This window comes from Streptomyces flaveolus (assembly GCF_044765825.1).
Taxonomy (GTDB): domain Bacteria; phylum Actinomycetota; class Actinomycetes; order Streptomycetales; family Streptomycetaceae; genus Streptomyces; species Streptomyces flaveolus.
This window is the reverse complement of sequence record NZ_JBIWKU010000002.1, coordinates 704,499-722,594: the sequence shown is the minus strand read 5'-3', so window position 1 is coordinate 722,594 and position 18,096 is coordinate 704,499. Positions and strand designations below refer to the sequence as shown.

The window sequence follows — 18,096 nt, the reverse complement described above, 5'->3', positions numbered from 1 at the left end:
GAGCAGGGCATGAGTGACGACCACGTCTACATGACCCTCGCCGAGGGACACGAGGACGACACCCGCTGGGCCTACGGCACCGGCTTCGAGGACCCGCTGCACGGCGTGGACACCACCGTGCCCGAGGGCGTCGACACCGGTGAACTGGCCGCCCAGTGCGTGGCGCTCGCCGACGACGCCCTGGTCTCGGCCCAGCGGCTCGCCGAGTGGGTCACCCGCGCCCCCGAGCTGGAGGAGGAGGTGGCGCTGGCCAACATCGGCCTCGACCTCCTCGGCCAGGCCCGTCTGCTCTACTCGCGGGCCGGCCAGACCGACGGCACCGGCCGCGACGAGGACGCCTACGCCTACTTCCGTGATGCGGACGACTTCCGCAACGTGCGCCTGGCCGAACTGCCGCGCGGCGACTTCGCGTTCGCCGTCGTCCGGCTGCTGGTGCTCTCCGCCTGGCGCCTCGCGCACTTCGAGCGGCTCGTGTCCCACCCCGACCCGGTCCTCGCGGCGGTCGCGGCCAAGGGCGTCAAGGAACTGACGTACCACCGGCAGTACGCGGCCGAGTGGGCCGTCCGCCTCGGCGACGGCACGGACGAGTCCCACCGCAGGATGCGCACGGCACTGGAGCAGGTCGCCCCCTACCTCGGCGAGCTGCACGCCGCGTACGACGTGCGCGACGAGCTCACCGACGTCCTGCGCCAGGTCACCGAGGCGGCCGGGCTGCCCATGCCCGTGTACCGGCCGCTGCCCGGCTCCGGCCGCGACGGCGAGCACACCGAGCACCTCGCGCCCCTGCTGGCCGAGTTGCAGAGCGTGGCCCGCGCCCACCCGGAGGCGGCATGGTGACCACCCGGTCGGACACCCGGCACGCCCGGCGCATCGCCGAACGGGTGCCGGACCCGGAGCTGCCCATGCTGACCCTCGCCGACCTCGGTGTCCTGCGCGACGTCGAGATGACCGAGGACGGCACGGTGGTCGCGAGTCTGACCCCCACCTACTCCGGGTGCCCCGCCATGGCCGAGATGCGGGCGGACGTCGCCGCGCGACTGCGGGAGGCGGGGTACGAGCGGGTGGAGATCCGCACGGTGCTCAGCCCGCCCTGGACCAGCGACTGGATCACCGAGTCCGGTCGCCGCAAGCTCACGGAGCACGGCATCGCCCCGCCCGGCGCCGCGCCCCGCGGGCCGGTCGCCCTCGTGCTGTCGCCCACCCGGCGCACGGTGCCCTGCCCCCGGTGCGGCACGGCGGACACCGAGGAGACCTCCCGTTTCGCCGCCACGTCCTGCAAGGCGCTGTGGCGCTGCCGGGCCTGCCGCGAACCGTTCGAGTACGTCAAGGAGATCTGATGGCCCCGACCGCCCCCGCCTCGGCCGTCCCGGCGCGCGTCCGCCGCCGCCCGGCCTTCCACCGTCTGCGCGTCGCCGCCGTCCAGCGGCTGTGCGCGGACGCGGTGGCCGTCGGCTTCGACATCCCGGACGAACTCGCCGGGGAGTTCGCCTTCGCGCCGGGACAGTCGCTCACGCTGCGGCGCGAGATCGACGGCCGCGACGAGCGCCGCTCCTACTCGATCTGCTCACCGGCCGGCTCGTCGCCGCGCATCGGGGTCCGCGTGGTGCCGGGCGGCCTGTTCTCGTCGTGGCTCGTCAATGACGTGCGGCCCGGTGACACGGTCGAGGTGATGGCGCCCACCGGCCTGTTCACCCCCGACCTGACCGCTCCCGGCCACCACGTGCTCATCGCGGCGGGCTCGGGCATCACGCCGATGCTGTCCATCGCCGAGTCGGTGCTGGCCGCCGACGACCGCTCCACCGTCACCCTGTTCTACGGCAACCGCCGCACCGACACGGTGATGTTCGCCGACGAACTGGCCGACCTGAAGGACCTGCACCCCGCCCGCTTCCAGCTCGCCCACGTACTGTCCCGCGAGCCCCGGGAGGCCGAGGTGCTCTCCGGCAGGCTGGACGCCGAACGGCTCTCGGCGCTCGTCGACGCCCTGGTCGACGTCCCGAACGCCGACCACTGGTGGCTGTGCGGCCCGCACGGCATGGTCCTCGACGCCCAGCAGGTCCTGACCGGACTCGGCGTGCCCCCGGACCGCGTCCACCGGGAGCTGTTCTTCGCCGACGACGAGCCGGTGCGCGAGGTGCACCACGAGGAGGCCGGACCCGAGGGCCCGGTCAGCGAGGTCACCATCACCCTGGACGGCCGGTCCACGACGGCCTCCCTGTCCCGGGAGCGGACCGTCCTCGACGGAGCCCAGCAGACCCGGCCCGACCTGCCGTTCGCCTGCAAGGGCGGCGTCTGCGGCACCTGCCGGGCCCTGGTCACCGACGGCAAGGCCGACATGCGGCGCAACTACGCGCTCGAACCCGCCGAGGTCGACGCCGGCTACGTCCTGACCTGCCAGTCGTACCCGGCGTCCGACACGCTGACCGTCGACTACGACAGCTGACCCGGCGTCACGGCGTCCTGCTGCCCCGTCTCTTCCAGCACCGCCCGGATCACGTGCCGGGCGTTGCGTGTCATCGCCGGATTGGTCCGGTGGTAGTACGGCAGCGCGATCAGTGCCTGGGAGAGCGTCCGGCCCCGGCCGCGACGCCAGGTCGCGTCGTCCACGCCGAGCGCCTCGCGGAAGACCTCCCTGGCACCGGCCGGCAGCAGATTCCACGCCGGGAACAGATCACAGGCCGGGTCGCCCACGCCCGCGCAGCCGAAGTCGATGACGGAGGAGAGCCTGCCGGCCTCGATCAGCAGATTGCCCGGCATCAGGTCGGCGTGCAGCCACACCGGCGGCGCGTCCCAGGCGGGGGCGCGCAGCGCGTCGTCCCAGACGGCCGTCACGGCATCGCCGTCGACGTCCTCCCGGGGAAGGCGGCGCAGCTCCTCGATCGCCGCCCGGGTCGAGGCGTCGAGCGAGGCGAGCGGCCCCCCGCGGTACGCCGGCGGCGCCCCCGGCAGGGTGATGCTCCGCATCGCCGCGACGAACCCGGCCAGGTCCTCGGCCAGGCGCACCGGATCGCTCAGCGCCCCCTCCTCGGGGATCTCCCCGGGCAGCCACCGGTACACCGACCAGGGCCACGGGTACCCCTCGGCGGGTTCCCCCGCCCCCACCACCTCGGGGACGGACGCGGGCAGCAGGGGCGCGAGGCGGGGCAGCCAGTGACGCTCCGCCACCACGTCCGCGGCCCCGCCCTCCACGAGCGGCAGCCGTACGACCATCCGGTCGCCCAGCCGGTACATGGCGTTGACCGTGCCGCCGGACGGATACCGCCGCACCGGCAGGCCGGCCCACCGGGGGAACCGTCCGGCGACCAGCCGCCGTACGAGATCGTCGTCGATGGGGTGCGTGCCGGGACGTGCCTGCCCTGAACTCATGGGCGCCATCCGATCGCCGGGCGCCGACGCGCGTCAAACGCTTTCCCGTCCGGCGGCCCGGCAATGCGCTCAGACGCCGAACTCCGAGGGGGACAGTCCCAGCGCGGTGCAGGCCTCACGCACCGCGTACTGTTCGGCCGGCTCGAAGACGCCGTCCGCGCCGGCGACGACCATGCCGGTCTGGACGACCGCTCGGGCCTCCGCGGGCTTCTTGGCGGCCTTGGCGATCACCTGCAGCGCCTCGGCCCTGCCCGCCTCGAAGTTGCCCAGCAGCCGGTCCACATGCTGGTTGAACCGCTGACGCAGCTGGTCCGCCGGGAAGTTCTGCAGGACCTCGTTGGAGACGATGAGCTCCTCCACACGCTGCCGCTCCGCCGGTTCGACCCGCCCGTCGGCCGCCGCCACCAGCGCGCACATGGCCATGCTCGCGTCCCGGTAGGCGCCGCTCTTGAGCTCCGTCTTCACCGACGCGAGCTGGGACTTGAACAGCCCGATCAGCTGGGCCTTGGAGCCACCGGAGGACGACGAGCCCGGCCGGCCGGACGCCTGCTGTCCCTGTCCCTGTCCGTGCCCGCCCGTTCCCCGCGCGCCCTGGGACTGCTGGAGCGTCTTGGCCTGGTCCTTGATCCGGTCCCACATCGCCACTCGTGCCACCTCGGCTTCTGCTGCGTATCGGTCTTGGTCTGCGGTTCGGTCTGCGGTCGCGTCACATCGCGGTCCGTCAGGTTGAACGCTCCCGGGCCGGGAGCGGTTCCCGGATCGTAAAGGAAAAGCAAAGCCGCGTGGGGGAGGCGCTCGCCCGGACTCCGGGCGGGCCCGGCGAGCGCCCGTAGTAGGCTCCCCACCCACGGCCGCCGGAAGGGGACGGCGGGCATCGACGGCTACGGTGACGTGTTGACACCACGACCGGTGATCTGCGGGGGAGTGTGACGCGTGGCTCGGCCGAGGACGCCCGGAACGCCCCGTACCACGGCGGGCCGCCCCCCGGCGCGGGACTCCGGGCACGGCGAACCGGTGCCCGACGCCGCTCCTCGGCGTAGGGTGTGGTCGCGCGAGGTCGGCTGGTTCGTCGCCGTCGGCGTCGTGTCGACCGTCGGTCAGGCGCTGGTCTACTGGCTGCTGCGCACCTGGTGGCCCCCGGTCGTCGCCAACCTCGTCTCCCTGCTCGTCCTGACCGTGCTCAACACCGAGGCCAACCGGCGCCTGACCTTCCGGGACGCCCCCGTCGGCCCCGTCCGTGCCCACCTGGGCGCCGGCGGTCTCTTTCTGCTCGGCTACCTGGTGACGTCCGGTGCGGTGCTGTGGCTCAGGCACGCGGACCCGGGGGCGTCACCGGCCGCCGAGACCGTCGTCCTGACCGGCACGTCGGTCGTGGTCACCGCCGTACGCTTCGCCGTGCTGCGACTGGCTGTCTTCCGCAGTCCCCGCGGCCGCCGGTCCTGACGCGGGCCGCCCGGCGGGCGGGGGCCCGGTGTGCGCCCCCGGCGCGACTGCGCTAGAGTCTTCCCAGGTCATCCAGTCACCACCCGGTGGATGTCCGCGCGTTGGTCGTCTAAGGCAAGACGTCCCGCTTCCTGCGGGGAAATGCAGGTGCAAGGCCTGCCCGGCGCTCCATGCCGAACCCCCGTCCCTGGATCCCCAGGGGCGGGGGTTTTCACGTGTGTCCGGTCACAGGGCGATCCCGGCGGCGACCGGCAGGTGGTCGCTTCCGGTGGCCGGCAGGGCGCGGATGTGACGGACCGTCGCCGACCGGGCCATGACCTGGTCGATCCTGGCGATCGGGAAACCGGCCGGGAAACTGAAGGCGAGGCCGCGTTCCGCGGTCGTCAGGCGGGCGGTCAGCGGGCCCAGCCCGCGATCGTCGACCGTGCCGTTGAGGTCGCCCAGCAGCAGCACCTTCTCCCGCACCTCGGCGGCGACGACCTCGCCCAGCAGGCGGGCGCTCTCGTCGCGCCACGACGACGCGAGTCCGGTCGCCCGGACGCGCACCGACGGCAAGTGGGCGACATACGCGGCGACCTCACCGTGCGGCGTGTGGACCACCGCCCGCAGCCCACGGTTCCAGGGCTCCGTGATCCCGCGCGGTCTGATGTCCACCGGCCGCGCCTCGGTCAGCGGATGCCTCGACCAGAGCCCGACGGTGCCCTGGACCACGTGGTACGGATACCGGGCGGCGAGGGTCCTCTCGTACACCGGCAGCGCCTGGGGCACCAGCTCCTCCAGCGCGATGAGATCCGGCCCGGCACCGGCCAGGGCGCGGGCCGTGCCGGCGGGGTCGGTGTTCTCGTCGCTGACGTTGTGCTGCACCACGACCAGGTCGTCACCGCCGGCCTGCGCCGCGGGCAGCAGCAGTCCGCCGAAGTGGTGCGTCCAGGCGGCGACCGGCAGCAGCACGGCCACCAGCGCGACGGCCGAACGGCGCAGCAGTGCCAGGCCGAACAGCGCCACGACCACCAGGCCGAGCCACGGCAGGAACGTCTCCAGGAGACTGCCCACCCGCCCGACGGAGTTGGGCACCGCGCCCGGGAAGGCCAGCAGCGCCGCCGTCAGCGCCGCCGACGCGGCCACCACCCGCCCCTTCGTCCAGGCCGGTGTGCCCGTGGCGGCGAAGGGCGAGCGGCGTGCGGTCGCGGGGATCACGGCTTGCGGGCGAGACCGCCGTGCTCACCGATGGGCTCGGGGGCGGGGGAGAGCACGTCCGGGCGCCAGAGGGGGACCGACACGACTCCGGGCTCCACGAGATCCAGTCCGTCGAAGAACGCCGTGATCTCCTTCACGGTGCGCAGCACGTACGGCGCGGCGCCGCTTTCGTTGTAGGCGTCCTGCGCCTGCTCGAAGTCCGGGTCGACGCCCCGCGAACCGTCGTTGACGGACAGGTAGCTGCCCGAGGGCAGCGCGTCCATCAGCCGGGTGACGACCGAGCGCGCCACGTCGTAGTCGGGGATGTGGCCCAGGATGTTGCTGAGGACGAGCGCGATGGGACGGTCGAAGTCGAGTGTGCCGGCCGCCGCCGCCACGATGCGGTCGGGATCGAGCACGTCCGAGTCGATGTAGGCCGTCGCCCCCTCGGGGGTGGAGGTGAGCAGCGCACGGGCGTGCGCCAGCACCATCGGGTCGTTGTCCACATAGACGATCCGGGTCTCCGGGGCGATCCGCTGGGCGACCTCGTGGGTGTTGTCCGCGGTGGGCAGGCCGGTCCCGACGTCCAGGAACTGGCGGATGCCGGCCTCGGCGACCAGGTGGGTGATGTTGCGGCGCAGGAAGGCGCGGCTGCTGCGGGCGATGGTGACGATGCCGGGGAAGACGGCCGTGTAGGCGTCACCGGCCTGCTCGTCGACGGGGTAATTGTCCTTGCCGCCCAGCCAGTAGTTCCAAATCCGGGCCGAGTGCGGCACCGAGGTGTCGATCTTCTGGTGCGCGGGTCCGGGCGTCGTCACAGGGTCGCTCATGGGGAAGGTCCGTCTCTCGGCCGAGGCGTGAACTGTTCCGCCCCAACCTACGTCCCGACATCGCCTTTTCGTACGGGGGTTCGCGCATCGCGTCGCGGCGGAGCGCACCGCATCACGGCCGGCCGGGACCACGGGACGCCCACCGACCCGAGGTGTACGATCGTACGCATGGCGACGGACCACTTTGCACAGGACCCCCGCACCAACCTCGAACGCATGCTGGCCGGCGACCTCTATATCGCCGACGACCCCGAGATCGCCCGCCGGCAGCAACTGGCCGTGCGGCTGGCCGCCCGCTACCAGGCCGCCTACGCCGAGGACGCCGACGCCGCCCGGCCGGTCCTCGCCGAACTGCTCGGCTCCCTGGGCGAGGAGGCGCACGTCAGACCGCCGCTGTACGTCGACTACGGGAGCAACATCACCATCGGGGCCCGCACCTTCGTCAACTACAACCTGACCGCGCTCGACGTCGCGGCGATCACCATCGGCGAGGACTGCCAGATCGGGCCCGGCGTGCAACTGCTCACGCCGACCCACCCGCTGGAGCCGGGGCCCCGGCGCGACAAGCTGGAGGCCGCCCGCCCGATCACCATCGGGAACAACGTCTGGCTCGGCGGAGGCGCCGTCGTCCTGCCCGGCGTCACCATCGGCGACAACTCCGTCATCGGCGCCGGTGCGGTCGTCACCAAGGACGTCCCCGCCGATGTCGTCGCCGTCGGCAACCCCGCGCGCCCGGTCCGCGACCTCTGAGATTCTTCCGCCATGGCTACCGGACACGCGGACCCCCAGCGCCGCGAACGCATTCTCGACGCGACCCTGGACCTCATCGCCGAAGAGGGCCTCGCCCAGGTCTCCCACCGGAAGATCGCCGCACGCGCCGGTGTCCCGCTGGGGTCGATGACCTACCACTTCAGCGGCATGGACCAGGTGCTCCGCGAAGCGTTCGGCCGCTTCACCGACCACATCGTCGCCGTGTTCGACGCCCACCTCGCCGCCCCGGCCGACCGCGACCAGGCCCGGCGGGCGGTGACCGACCTGGTGCACGCCCTCTCCGAGGGAAACCCCCGCGACCTCGTGCTCACCCAGGAGCTCTACACCCTCGCGGCGCGCCGGCCCGCCTACCGGGAACTCACCCACGAATGGATGCGGCGCAGCCGCACCCACCTGGAGAAGCACTTCGACCCGGACACCGCCCGCCAGCTCGACGCCCTCATCGAGGGCCTGACGCTCCATCGCGCTCTGGCCCGCGAACCGCACGACCGGGCCCTGACCCTCGAAGCCGTCACCCGCGTCACCACCACCGGCAGGCCCGCCGCCTAGGGCCGGCCGGCGTCCGCGGACCGCAGGCCAGGGACGCGGAACGCCGTTCAGACGGCCCTGCGGATCGCCTGCTCGAAGCCGGCGACATGGCCGGCGGCCAGTTCCGCCGCCTTGTCGGGGTCCGCGTCGATCACCGCGCGCAACAGGGGTCCGTGCTCGACGACGTGGCCGGCCATGCCGGGCAGCCGGTCGACGAACAGGCACCAGATCCGGGTGGCGAGGTTGTCGTAGCGGACGAGGGTGTCCTCGAGGTACGGGTTGTGCGTCGCCGCGTAGATGGCGCGGTGCACCTGGAGGTCGAGGCGCATCAGCGCGTCACCGGCCTGCCCCGAGGTGGCCTCGCGTTCCAGCCGGTGCAGCAGCTCGCCCAGTGCCGTCCGGTCGGCGGCGGTGGCGCGTTCGGCGGCGCGTGCCGCCGCCATCGGTTCCAGCTCCCGCCGCACCTCGGAGATGTCGGCGAGGTCGGTGATGTTGACCTCGGTGGCGAACGTGCCGCGCCGCGGGTACGCCACGATCAGACGCTCGTACTGGAGGCGCTTGAGCGCCTCCCGGACGGGGGTGCGGCCGAAACCGAGACTCTGGGCCAGCACATCCTCGTTGACCGGGGCGCCGGGCGGGATCTCCAGCATGATCAGCCGATCACGGATGTCCCGGTAGGCCCGCTCGGCCAACGTCGGCTCGACGGCCGGCGACGAGACTCGCTCCTGGTACATCCCGCACCCCTTGACCCGTTCCTCAGCGCTGGCCTACCTTACCGCAGGGCACTGATATATCACTGTACGGGCAATCGCACTCCAAGGTGGTGCTCAGATGACAGCGAGTCCGTCGACGGCGCGTCCACCGGTCACCGAGGACAGCGCGCCCGCCTCGCCCCCGGGGCTCGCCGACGACGGCTCCGAGGCCGGGATCTCCGTGCCGACCGGCGGCACCGAGGTCCACCTGGTCCTGGTCGACCTGCGCGCCTCCGCGCCGGGCGGCCGGCAGGCCGAGGACCGGCTGCACCGCGTCGGCATCACCGTCAGCCGCGACGCCGTCCCCTTCGACCCCCGCCCGCCGACGGTCTCCCCGGCCCACGCATCGGCACCTCGGCGCCGGCGACCCGCGGTTTCGGCGCGGAAGCCTTCCGAGAGGTCGCCGACATCATCGCGCTGACCCTGAAGGACGACCTCACCGACGAGCGGGCCGTCGCGCCGCGCGGCCGGGTCAGCGACCTCGCGGCCGCGTTCCCCCTCCACACCGACCTGGACGGAATCGCCGGATGACCACGACGCAGCTTCCCGAGCACCCCGACTGGCTCTGGCGCACCCCGGACCCGCGCCCCTCCTACGACGTCGTCGTCGTCGGCGCGGGCGGACACGGCCTGGCCACCGCCTACTACCTCGCCAAGAACCACGGCATCACCAACGTCGCCGTCCTGGAGAAGGGCTGGCTGGCCGGCGGCAACATGGCGCGCAACACCACCATCATCCGCTCCAACTACCTCTGGGAAGCAAGCGCGGCGATCTACGAGTTCGCGCTGAAGCTGTGGGAGCGGCTGCCCGAGGAACTGGACTACGACTTCCTGTTCAGCCAGCGCGGCGTCCTCAACCTCGCCCACACCCTCCAGGACGTCCGCGAGGGCGTGCGCCGCGTCAACGCCAACCGCCTGGGCGGCGTGGACGCCGAGTGGCTGGAGCCCGAGGCCATCGCCAAGGTCTGCCCCGTCCTCAACCTCTCGCCCCGCGTCCGCCACCCCGTCCTCGGCGCCACCTTCCAGCCCCGGGCGGGCATCGCCAAGCACGACCACGTGGCCTGGGCACTGGCGCGCCGGGCCGACGAGATGGGCGTCGACCTCATCCAGGGCTGCGAGGTCACCGGATTCGTGAAGGACGGCGAGAAGGTCGTCGGCGTGGAGACCGGCCGGGGCCGCATCCTGGCCGGCCGGGTCGCCCTCGCGGGTGCCGGACACAGCTCCGTCCTCGCCGAACGGGCCGGCTTCCGGCTGCCGGTGCAGTCGCACCCCCTCCAGGCCCTCGTCTCCGAACTGCACGAACCGGTGCACCCGACCGTGGTGATGTCCAACCACGTGCACGTCTACGTCTCGCAGGCACACAAGGGCGAACTCGTCATGGGCGCCGGCGTCGACTCGTACAACGGCTACGGCCAGCGCGGCTCCTTCCACGTGATCGAGCAGCAGATGGCCGCCGCCGTCGAGCTGTTCCCCGTCTTCGCCCGCGCCCACGTGCTGCGCACCTGGGGCGGCATCGTCGACGTCACCCCCGACGCCTCCCCGGTCATCGGCCCGACCCCGGTGGAGAACCTGTACGTCAACTGCGGCTGGGGAACGGGCGGTTTCAAGGCGACCCCGGCCGCCGGCTGGACCTTCGCGCACACCGTCGCCACCGGCGAACCGCACCCGCTGAACGCGCCCTTCGGCCTCGACCGCTTCCCCACGGGCGCCCTCATCGACGAACACGGCGCCGCGGCCGTCGCCCACTGAGCCACATCACCGAGAGAAGGCCACCGTGCTGCTCCTGAACTGTCCCTGGTGCGGTCCGCGCGACGAGACCGAGTACCACTACGGGGGACAGGCCCATGTCCCCTTCCCCGAGACACCCGGCGAACTCGACGACCGGCAGTGGGCCGAGTACGTCTTCTACCGCGACAACCCCAAGGGCCCCTTCGCCGAACGCTGGGTGCACAGCACCGGCTGCCGCCGCTGGTTCGACGTCGTGCGCGACACGGTCACCAACGAGGTGCTGGCCGTCCACCGCCCCGGCGAGCCCCGCACCGCCGACCCGGCCGGAGGCGACCGATGACCGCCCAGCCCCAGGGACAGAGCTTCCGGCTGCCGCACGGCGGCCGCATCGACCGCGGCATCCTGCTGCGCTTCACCCTCGACGGCCGCGAGCTGACCGGACACCCCGGGGACACCGTCGCCTCGGCGATGCTGGCCTGCGGCGTGGTCGAGGTCGCCCCGTCGGTCTACCGCGGCCGCCCCCGTGGCATCGTCTCCGCCGGGGTCGAGGAGCCCAACGCGCTGCTCCAGGTCGACGGCGAGTGCTCCGAGGGCATGTTGCCGGCGACCACCGTCGAGCTGTACGACGGCCTGTCCGCCACCACCCTGTCCGGCCTCGGCCGCCTCGACCCCACGCCCGATCCCGCCGAGTACGACAAGAAGTACGTCCACACCGACGTCCTGGTGGTCGGCGCCGGACCGGCCGGGCTCGCGGCGGCCGCCGCCGCGGCGGGCTCCGGCGCCCGCGTCATGCTCCTCGACGACCAGCCCGAACCCGGCGGCTCCCTGCTCTCGGACCGCGACCGGCGGGTGGGCGGACAGCACGCCCCGGACTGGATCGCCGTCGTCCGCTCGCGGCTCGCGGCCGCCCCCGAGACGGTCGTCCTGCACCGCACCACCGCCTTCGGCTCCTACGACGACAACTACGTCCTCGCCCTGCAACGACGCACCGACCACCTCGGACCCGGCGCCCCCCACGGTGTCTCCCGGCAGCGGCTGTGGCACATCCGGGCCCGCCAGGTGGTCCTGGCCACCGGCGCCCACGAACGGCCGCTCGTCTTCGCCGGGAACGACCGCCCCGGCGTGCTGCTCGCCTCGGCGGTGCGCACCTACCTCAACCGCTACGCCGTCGCGCCGGGCTCCCGCGCGGTCGTGAGCACCACCAACGACAGTGCCTACGACACCGTCGCCGACCTCCACGCCCACGGCGTCGGCGTCGCGGCCGTCGCCGACGCGCGCCCCGGTCTCTCCGCCCGGGCCGCCGAAGTGGCCCGGGCGACCGGGGTACGGGTGCTGACCGGCAGCACGGTCGTCGGCACCGCGGGCCCGGGCCGGCTGACCGGCGTCACCGTCCAGGGGATCGACACCGACGGCGGACTCACCGGCGCGCCCGAGACGCTCGCCTGCGACCTGCTCGCCGTCTCCGGCGGCTGGAGCCCGGTGGTGCATCTGCACAGTCAGCGCCAGGGACGCCTGCGCTGGGACGAGGACCTGGCCGCCTTCGTGCCCGACGGCACCGTGCGCGACCAGCGGATCGCCGGCGCGGCGCGCGGCACCTACGGCCTCGACGCCTGCGTGGCCGAGGGGGCACGGGCCGGTGCGCGGGCCGCGACCGACGCGGGCTTCCCCGTGCCCGTGCCGCCGGAGCCCGCCGCCGCGGAGGCCGGGGGCCCCGGCGCGGTGCGCGCGCTGTGGCTGGTCCCCGGCCGTGACGGCACCGCGGAACCGGGCGCGTGGGACACCCATTTCGTGGACCACCAGCGCGATGTCACGGTCGCGGACGTGCTGCGCTCCACCCGTGCCGGTATGCGCAGCGTCGAACACGTCAAGCGCTACACCTCGCTCGGCACCGCCAACGACCAGGGCAAGACCTCGGGCGTCAACGCCATCGGGGTGATCGCCGAGGTCCTCGGCGGCGCCTCGCCCGGCGAGGTCGGCACCACCGCCTACCGGGCGCCGTACACCCCGGTGGCCTTCGCGGCGCTCGCCGGCCGGGAGCGCGGCGACCTGTTCGATCCCGTACGCACCACCTCGATCCACAGCCGGCACGTGGCGCTCGGCGCCGAGTTCGAGAACGTCGGCCAGTGGAAACGGCCGCGGTACTACCCGCTCCCCGACGAGGACATGGACACCGCGGTGGCGCGCGAGTGCCGCGCCGCCCGCGAGGGCGTCGCCTTCATGGACGCCTCCACCCTGGGCAAGATCGAGGTCTGGGGCCGGGACGCGGGCGAGTTCCTGGGCCGTGTCTACACCAACGCGTTCAAGAAGCTTCCCGTCGGCTCCGCCCGCTACGGCGTGATGTGCAAGCCGGACGGCATGATCTTCGACGACGGTGTGACCCTGCGCCTCGAGGACGACCGCTACTTCATGACCACCACCACCGGTGGCGCCGCCGCCGTCCTGGACTGGCTGGAGGAGTGGCTGCAGACCGAGTGGCCCGGCCTCGACGTGCACTGCACCTCGGTCACCGAGCAGTGGGCGACGGTCGCGGTCGTCGGCCCCCGCGCGCGGGACGTGGTCGCCCGGCTCACCCCGGACCTCGACCTGTCCAACGAGGCCTTCGGGTTCATGACGTTCCGCGAGACCACACTCGCCTCCGGCATCCCGGCCCGCGTCTGCCGGATCTCCTTCTCCGGCGAACTCGCCTACGAGATCAACGTCTCCGCCTGGTACGGCCCGGCCCTCTGGGAGCAGGTCCACGCCGCGGGCCGCCCCTACGGCATCACCCCGTACGGCACCGAGACGATGCACGTGCTGCGGGCCGAGAAGGGCTACATCATCGTCGGCCAGGACACGGACGGCACGGTCACCCCGCAGGACGCGGGCATGTCCTGGGTCGTGTCGAAGCGGAAGGAATTCATCGGCCGGCGCTCCCACGCCCGCGCCGACACCGCCCGCACCGACCGCAAGCACCTGGTCGGCCTGCTGCCCACCGACCGCCGCACCCGGCTGCCCGAGGGCTCCCAGATCATCGCCCCGGACGTGCCCGTGACCCCCGCCGACGGCCCGGTGCCCATGCTCGGTCACGTCACCTCCAGCTACCACAGCCAGGCCCTCGGCCGGCCGTTCGCGCTCGCCCTCGTCGCCGACGGGCGGAACAGGATCGGCGACACCCTGCTCGCCCCGGTCGGCGACGACCTCGTACCGGTGCTGGTGGCCGACCCCGTGCTCTACGACCCCGAAGGAACCAGGCGAGATGGCTGACACGACCCTCGAAGGCCACGGATCCGGACCACTCGCCCTGCGCCGCAGCCCGCTCGCCCACCTGCACGGGGCGATGCGTGCCGCCGGTGTGGAGGGCGCCCGTGGAGTCCGTCTGAGCGAACGGCCCTTCCTCACCATGGTGAGCCTGCGCGTCGACCCCGCGTCGGCGGCGGCGACCCGGGTCGGCACGGCACTCGGCGCCCCGCTGCCCGCGCACTGCGGTGAGACCGCGCGGACCGGCCTCCACCGGGTGCTGTGGCTCGGCCCCGACGAATGGCTGGTGCTGTCCCGCACGGACGGGGCGGTCCTGGCCCGGGAGATGCGCGACGCGCTCGCCGGGGATCCCGGCTCGGCCGTCGACGTCTCGGCCCACCGGACCACGCTCGAGCTCGGCGGCCCCGCCGCCCGGCAGGTCCTGGAGAAGGGCTGCGCCCTGGACCTGCACCCGCGCTCCTTCGGGCCGGGGCGAGCCGTGACCACGCGGGTCGGGCCGGTGCCCGTGGTGCTGTGGCAGACCGACGACGTCCCGACGTACCGGCTGCTGCCGCGCTCCTCCTTCGCCGACTACCTGGCGCACTGGCTCATGGACGCGATGCGCGAGTTCCGCTCCCCTGCGGTGCCCTGACGGCGCCAGTGGTCGTTTTAGGGTGGTTCGATGCGAACCGTTCCCAGGTGGGCCTTGTTCACGTCGGGGTGCGCGCCCATCCTGCTGATCGGAGGGTGGGCGGTCGCGGCGCTGCTGATGGGGCCCGCCTACGACCCTTTCACCCAGACGATCAGCGTCCTGGGGTCCTACGGAGCCTCGGGGTTCTGGGTGATGAACGGGGCGTTCCTCGCGCTGGGGCTCTGCCACCTGCTGACCGCGTGGGGTCTGCGGGCCGTCTCGGCCGCCGGCCGGGTGGCGCTCGGCGGGGGAGGACTGGCCGCGTTCGCGGTGGTGCTGCTGCCGACGCCGAGCAGCGGGGGGTCCCTGCGCCACGGAACGGTGGCCGTGGCCGGGTTCGCGCTGCTGGCGCTGTGGCCGGTCCTGGCCATGGACGGTGACGGGAGCGCCCCCTGGGCACTGAGGCCCGCGCCGTCGATCGCGGTGACCGTCCTGATGGCCGTCGGCGGCGCGTGGTTCCTGTTCGAGATGACGCGGCACGGTGCGGCCGGTGTCGCGGAGCGGGTGGTGACGTTCGCGCAGTCCCTGTGGCCCTTCATGGTGGTCAGGTCCTGCCTGTCGCGCTCCGGGGGAGGCGAAGGGGCCGGGCGGAGCCGGTAGCGCGGCCCTCGTCCCGATCGTTGTCCCGGGCGCCCGGCCCGTCCGTCGCTCAGTGGCCGGCCGGCGCCGGGCCGTCGGCCTCTCCCGCGGGCCGGAACTCCACGGCGACGACGCCGTCGACGCGCCGGCAGAGTTCCTCCAGCACGGAGACGGGCACGTGCCCGGGGAGCCGGCCGCTGAGAACGACGTGTCCGTGGGTCACGTCCACCTGTACGGAGGAGGGCGGCAGGCGGAGGGTCTGCACCAGCGCCTCCTCGATGATCTCGGTCCGGATCGCCCGGTCCTTGCGCAGGAAGACCCGCAGCAGGTCACTCCTGCTGACCACCCCGATCAGCCGCCCGCCCTCGTCGACCACCAGGAGCCGCTTGATGCCGTGCCGCGCCATCGCGCGGGCGGCCTCGACGACGCTCCAGTCCTCGCGCGCGCAGACGGCGGGCGACGTCATCAGCCCCGCCGCGTCGGTGGCGGAGGCCTTCCCGCCGCCGGGCGCGGTCCCCGCCCCGCGCCCGGCGGACCCGTCCGGCTCCCCGCCCCACATCTTCTGCAGGAGGTCCGCCTCCGACACCACCCCCACGGGCCGGTCCGCCGCGTCCACCACGGGCACCGCGGTGATGTCGTAGTCCTGCAGCAGGTGGGCGATCTCCTTGAACGGCGTCCCGCGCTGCACACGGACCACGGCGTCGCTCATCACATCGCACACCCTCTGGTGCTTCATTACAGGGCTTCCTCTCCGCTGCCGGACCTGCGTCGACCGGCATCCGACCTTCTCACCACCTGAAACGTCCCGCGAGCCGCAAGCGTGCCCCTGTCCGCCGACAGCGCACCGGGCGGCGGCCGGGCCGGTCAGTTCTCGAGAAGCGCCGAGGACCCGGCCGCCCCTACTGTCCAAGACATGAACGCCATCGACTCCGTCACCCTGGAAGTGGCCGACACCACGGCCGCCGCCCGCTTCTACGACGCCGCCTTCGGTCTGGACCCGTCACAGGTGCGGCTGCGCGGCTCCGACGCCCCCACGACCGGCTTCCGCGGTTTCACCCTGTCGCTCGTGGTGTCCCAGCCGGGCAACGTCGACGCGCTCCTCGCCGCCGCCCGCGACGCCGGCGCCACCGTCCTCAAGCCCGCCGCGAAGTCGCTGTGGGGCTACGGCGGCGTCGTCCAGGCCCCGGACGGCACCATCTGGCAGCTCGCGACGTCGGCCAAGAAGGACAGCGGGCCGGCCACCCGGGACGTCGACGAGATCGTGCTGCTGCTGGGTGTCGAGGACGTGAAGGCCTGCAAGCAGTTCTACGTCGGGCAGGGCTTCGCCGTGGGCAAGAGCTTCGGCGGCAAGTACGTCGAGTTCGAGTCCGGGGCGGGCACCGTGAAGCTGTCCCTGTACAAGCGCCGCGCGCTGGCCAAGGTCGCGGGCGTCCCCGCCGACGGCACGGGATCGCACCGGATCGTGCTCTCCTGCGCCACCGGCCCGTTCACCGATCCGGACGGGTTCGTCTGGGAAGCCACCGCCCCGCTGACCACCGCCGACCCGGGAGTCTCGGACGGCCCCGGGGTGGGCTGACGGGGCCCTGGGGTCCGCCACACTCGCGGGGTGAGCACCGGACTCGCGGGGGAGCCGCCGAGCCCGGCCCGGAGGGAGGTCCGCCGCCGCGCGGTCTCCGGTCCCGCGGACACCCTTTCCTGACGGAAGCCCGCCGCCGAACGCCACCCGCCGGCGGCTCAGGAACGAGCCTCCGCCTGCGTGTGCCGCCGGGCCGCGCGCAACGCCACCGCCACCAGGGCCGCGTCGTCCGGCCTGCGCACGTCGCGGCCGGTCAGTTCGTGGAAGCGGGCGAAGCGGTGCTGGACCGTGTTGCGGTGACAGTAGAGCGCCTCGGCCGTCTCCGCGACGGAGCCGCTGCCCGACAGATGCGTACGCACCGTCTCCAGGAGACGGTCCGCCTCCGTGCGCGAGACGCCCGGACGGTCCAGCCCGCCCAGCACGTCGCTCGCCAGGTCCCCGGCGAAGTCGCCGGCCCGGTGCGCCAGGACGTCCAGCCAGCTGTCCTCCAGCAGGTGCGGCGCCGTGGCGTCCCGCGGCAGCACCTGCGCCGTCGCCACCGCGAGGACGACCGCGCGCGGCACCGAGGCGAGGCCGGCCGCCGGCGGCGCGACACCGCACGGCGAGTCCCCGAGCTGGTCCAGCACATGCCGGCGTGTGGCCCGGCTGCCCAACTGCACCACCAGAACGGCGTCCTTCCCCACCATCTGCTGCTGCACCGCCGTGCCCGCCGCCCGCAGCGTCACCGCCGTCCGGCGCAGCCCGGGCACGGCCGCCGCGGACGACGCCGCGCACAGGAAGCGGCCGTCCACGGAGAAGTCCAGGGCGAGCCCCGCGTCCCGCACCACGGTCGGATTGCGGCCCTCGCTCTCCAGCAGCCGCGCGAACCACATGCGCCGCTCGTCCTCCTCGCGCCGGCCCATCTCCAGGACCGTGCGCTGGTACGCCGTCATGATCCCGGTGACATGACCCTCGACCGCCTCCCACACGTGGTACGCGGAGCCCACCAGCTCGGCCGTGTCCGCCGCGTCCGCCCGTTGCACGAGCGCCGACCAGACCACCCGGAAGTCCAGGCGCGCCGCCTCCAGCAGGGAGTCCAGCGGAACGCCCTGCCGGGCCCGCTCCTCGCCCACCCGCTGTGAGACGCCCGCGATGTGCGGGGGCACCGGAAGCTGCGCCACCGTCCGCAGCAGCAGCTCGAACGCCTGCCACGCCGAGTCACGGAACTGGGAGTCCGGGACCCGGTCCGCGTACGACGTGCGCACGGGACGGACCATCTCCAGCCAGTCGCCGATGAGGCCGTCGATGTTGTCCAGGCACTGCCCGGCGAGCTCGGCGATACGGGGCGAGGGCGGAGGCAGCCCGGGACCCCGACCCGTGGTGGTGTGCATATGACCAATCCTGGACGCCGTACCGGTGATATTTCAACGTTGGTTCTGTGCCTCGTGCCCCGGATGCTGAG

At 73.4% G+C, this 18,096-nt stretch carries 19 protein-coding genes and 1 pseudogene; 13 read left to right on the top strand and 7 right to left on the bottom strand.

Annotated features, from left to right (window positions below):
- Positions 1-9 precede the first annotated feature (9 nt).
- From paaC to paaE, 3 genes are read left to right on the top strand one after another with little or no spacing between them, the layout of a single operon-like run.
- A complete protein-coding gene (gene paaC, locus ACIRG6_RS08675) occupies positions 10-837 on the top strand; it encodes a 1,2-phenylacetyl-CoA epoxidase subunit PaaC (protein WP_350725269.1) in 828 nt (275 codons plus the stop codon).
- On the top strand, positions 831-1,337 hold the full coding sequence (paaD, locus tag ACIRG6_RS08670) for a 1,2-phenylacetyl-CoA epoxidase subunit PaaD (RefSeq protein WP_403321657.1): 507 nt from the start codon (positions 831-833) through the stop codon (positions 1,335-1,337). Before paaC ends, paaD begins: the two co-directional genes overlap by 7 nt.
- Entirely contained in the window at positions 1,337-2,443 is a 1,107-nt protein-coding gene (gene paaE / locus ACIRG6_RS08665) for a 1,2-phenylacetyl-CoA epoxidase subunit PaaE (RefSeq protein ID WP_239770820.1), read from the top strand. Before paaD ends, paaE begins: the two co-directional genes overlap by 1 nt.
- On the opposite strand, the gene ACIRG6_RS08660 is transcribed toward paaE, so the two are convergent.
- Both ACIRG6_RS08660 and ACIRG6_RS08655 read right to left on the bottom strand, forming a co-directional pair.
- Complete coding sequence (locus ACIRG6_RS08660) at positions 2,431-3,366, bottom strand: aminoglycoside phosphotransferase family protein (protein WP_403321654.1); 936 nt, start codon at positions 3,364-3,366, stop codon at positions 2,431-2,433. The two genes, paaE and ACIRG6_RS08660, sit on opposite strands and share 13 nt — an antisense overlap.
- 69 nt (positions 3,367-3,435) lie before the next feature.
- Positions 3,436-4,011, bottom strand: a complete 576-nt coding sequence (locus tag ACIRG6_RS08655; RefSeq protein WP_364679486.1) for a tellurite resistance TerB family protein — start codon at positions 4,009-4,011, stop codon at positions 3,436-3,438.
- A 288-nt stretch (positions 4,012-4,299) separates the two neighbouring features.
- On the opposite strand from ACIRG6_RS08655, the gene ACIRG6_RS08650 reads away from it, so the two are divergent.
- Positions 4,300-4,809 carry a GtrA family protein gene (locus ACIRG6_RS08650; RefSeq protein ID WP_403321651.1) on the top strand — a complete coding sequence of 170 codons (510 nt, stop codon included), beginning with the start codon at positions 4,300-4,302 and terminating at the stop codon, positions 4,807-4,809.
- Positions 4,810-5,034: 225 nt separating this feature from the next.
- Here the strand turns inward: ACIRG6_RS08650 and ACIRG6_RS08645 are convergent, their stop codons facing one another.
- Together ACIRG6_RS08645 and ACIRG6_RS08640 are read right to left on the bottom strand one after the other, a co-directional pair.
- Positions 5,035-6,003 (bottom strand): endonuclease/exonuclease/phosphatase family protein, encoded by a 969-nt coding sequence (locus ACIRG6_RS08645; RefSeq protein ID WP_403321837.1) that lies wholly within the window; start codon positions 6,001-6,003, stop codon positions 5,035-5,037.
- Entirely contained in the window at positions 6,003-6,815 is an 813-nt protein-coding gene (locus ACIRG6_RS08640; protein ID WP_318217014.1) for an SAM-dependent methyltransferase, read from the bottom strand. The genes ACIRG6_RS08645 and ACIRG6_RS08640 overlap by 1 nt, the downstream gene beginning before the upstream one ends.
- A gap of 168 nt (positions 6,816-6,983) precedes the next feature.
- On the opposite strand from ACIRG6_RS08640, the gene ACIRG6_RS08635 reads away from it, so the two are divergent.
- Together ACIRG6_RS08635 and ACIRG6_RS08630 are read left to right on the top strand one after the other, a co-directional pair.
- A complete protein-coding gene (locus ACIRG6_RS08635) occupies positions 6,984-7,565 on the top strand; it encodes a sugar O-acetyltransferase (RefSeq protein WP_350725260.1) in 582 nt (193 codons plus the stop codon).
- A 12-nt stretch (positions 7,566-7,577) separates the two neighbouring features.
- Positions 7,578-8,135, top strand: coding sequence for a TetR/AcrR family transcriptional regulator (locus ACIRG6_RS08630; protein ID WP_239770815.1), 558 nt, complete (start codon positions 7,578-7,580; stop codon positions 8,133-8,135).
- A 47-nt stretch (positions 8,136-8,182) separates the two neighbouring features.
- On the opposite strand, the gene ACIRG6_RS08625 is transcribed toward ACIRG6_RS08630, so the two are convergent.
- Entirely contained in the window at positions 8,183-8,848 is a 666-nt protein-coding gene (locus ACIRG6_RS08625; RefSeq protein WP_364679274.1) for a GntR family transcriptional regulator, read from the bottom strand.
- Between the two features lie 166 nt (positions 8,849-9,014).
- Between ACIRG6_RS08625 and ACIRG6_RS08620 the strand changes: the two are divergent.
- The 6 genes and pseudogenes from ACIRG6_RS08620 to ACIRG6_RS08595 all read left to right on the top strand — a co-directional run.
- Positions 9,015-9,397, top strand: a pseudogene (locus tag ACIRG6_RS08620) (serine hydroxymethyltransferase); the annotation flags it as partial.
- Positions 9,394-10,614: a sarcosine oxidase subunit beta family protein gene (locus tag ACIRG6_RS08615; RefSeq protein WP_403321645.1), complete on the top strand. Its 1,221-nt coding sequence runs from the start codon at positions 9,394-9,396 to the stop codon at positions 10,612-10,614. The pseudogene ACIRG6_RS08620 and the gene ACIRG6_RS08615, both read left to right, overlap by 4 nt.
- A gap of 25 nt (positions 10,615-10,639) precedes the next feature.
- Positions 10,640-10,933 (top strand): sarcosine oxidase subunit delta, encoded by a 294-nt coding sequence (locus tag ACIRG6_RS08610; protein WP_239770812.1) that lies wholly within the window; start codon positions 10,640-10,642, stop codon positions 10,931-10,933.
- On the top strand, positions 10,930-13,836 hold the full coding sequence (locus ACIRG6_RS08605; RefSeq protein WP_403321642.1) for a sarcosine oxidase subunit alpha family protein: 2,907 nt from the start codon (positions 10,930-10,932) through the stop codon (positions 13,834-13,836). The genes ACIRG6_RS08610 and ACIRG6_RS08605 overlap by 4 nt, the downstream gene beginning before the upstream one ends.
- On the top strand, positions 13,829-14,461 hold the full coding sequence (locus ACIRG6_RS08600; RefSeq protein ID WP_364820492.1) for a sarcosine oxidase subunit gamma: 633 nt from the start codon (positions 13,829-13,831) through the stop codon (positions 14,459-14,461). The genes ACIRG6_RS08605 and ACIRG6_RS08600 overlap by 8 nt, the downstream gene beginning before the upstream one ends.
- Positions 14,462-14,491: 30 nt before the next feature.
- The gene (locus tag ACIRG6_RS08595) at positions 14,492-15,100 is read left to right on the top strand and encodes a DUF998 domain-containing protein (RefSeq protein WP_403321638.1); all 609 of its coding nucleotides are present in this window, start codon (positions 14,492-14,494) and stop codon (positions 15,098-15,100) included.
- Between the two features lie 49 nt (positions 15,101-15,149).
- Here ACIRG6_RS08595 and ACIRG6_RS08590 read toward each other — a convergent pair whose 3' ends face one another.
- On the bottom strand, positions 15,150-15,815 hold the full coding sequence (locus tag ACIRG6_RS08590) for a CBS domain-containing protein (RefSeq protein WP_364679261.1): 666 nt from the start codon (positions 15,813-15,815) through the stop codon (positions 15,150-15,152).
- Between the two features lie 177 nt (positions 15,816-15,992).
- Between ACIRG6_RS08590 and ACIRG6_RS08585 the strand changes: the two genes are divergently transcribed.
- Positions 15,993-16,655, top strand: a complete 663-nt coding sequence (locus ACIRG6_RS08585) for a VOC family protein (RefSeq protein WP_364820488.1) — start codon at positions 15,993-15,995, stop codon at positions 16,653-16,655.
- Between the two features lie 158 nt (positions 16,656-16,813).
- Here ACIRG6_RS08585 and ACIRG6_RS08580 read toward each other — a convergent pair whose 3' ends face one another.
- Positions 16,814-18,025 (bottom strand): PucR family transcriptional regulator, encoded by a 1,212-nt coding sequence (locus ACIRG6_RS08580; RefSeq protein ID WP_364679257.1) that lies wholly within the window; start codon positions 18,023-18,025, stop codon positions 16,814-16,816.
- Positions 18,026-18,096: the final 71 nt, after the last annotated feature.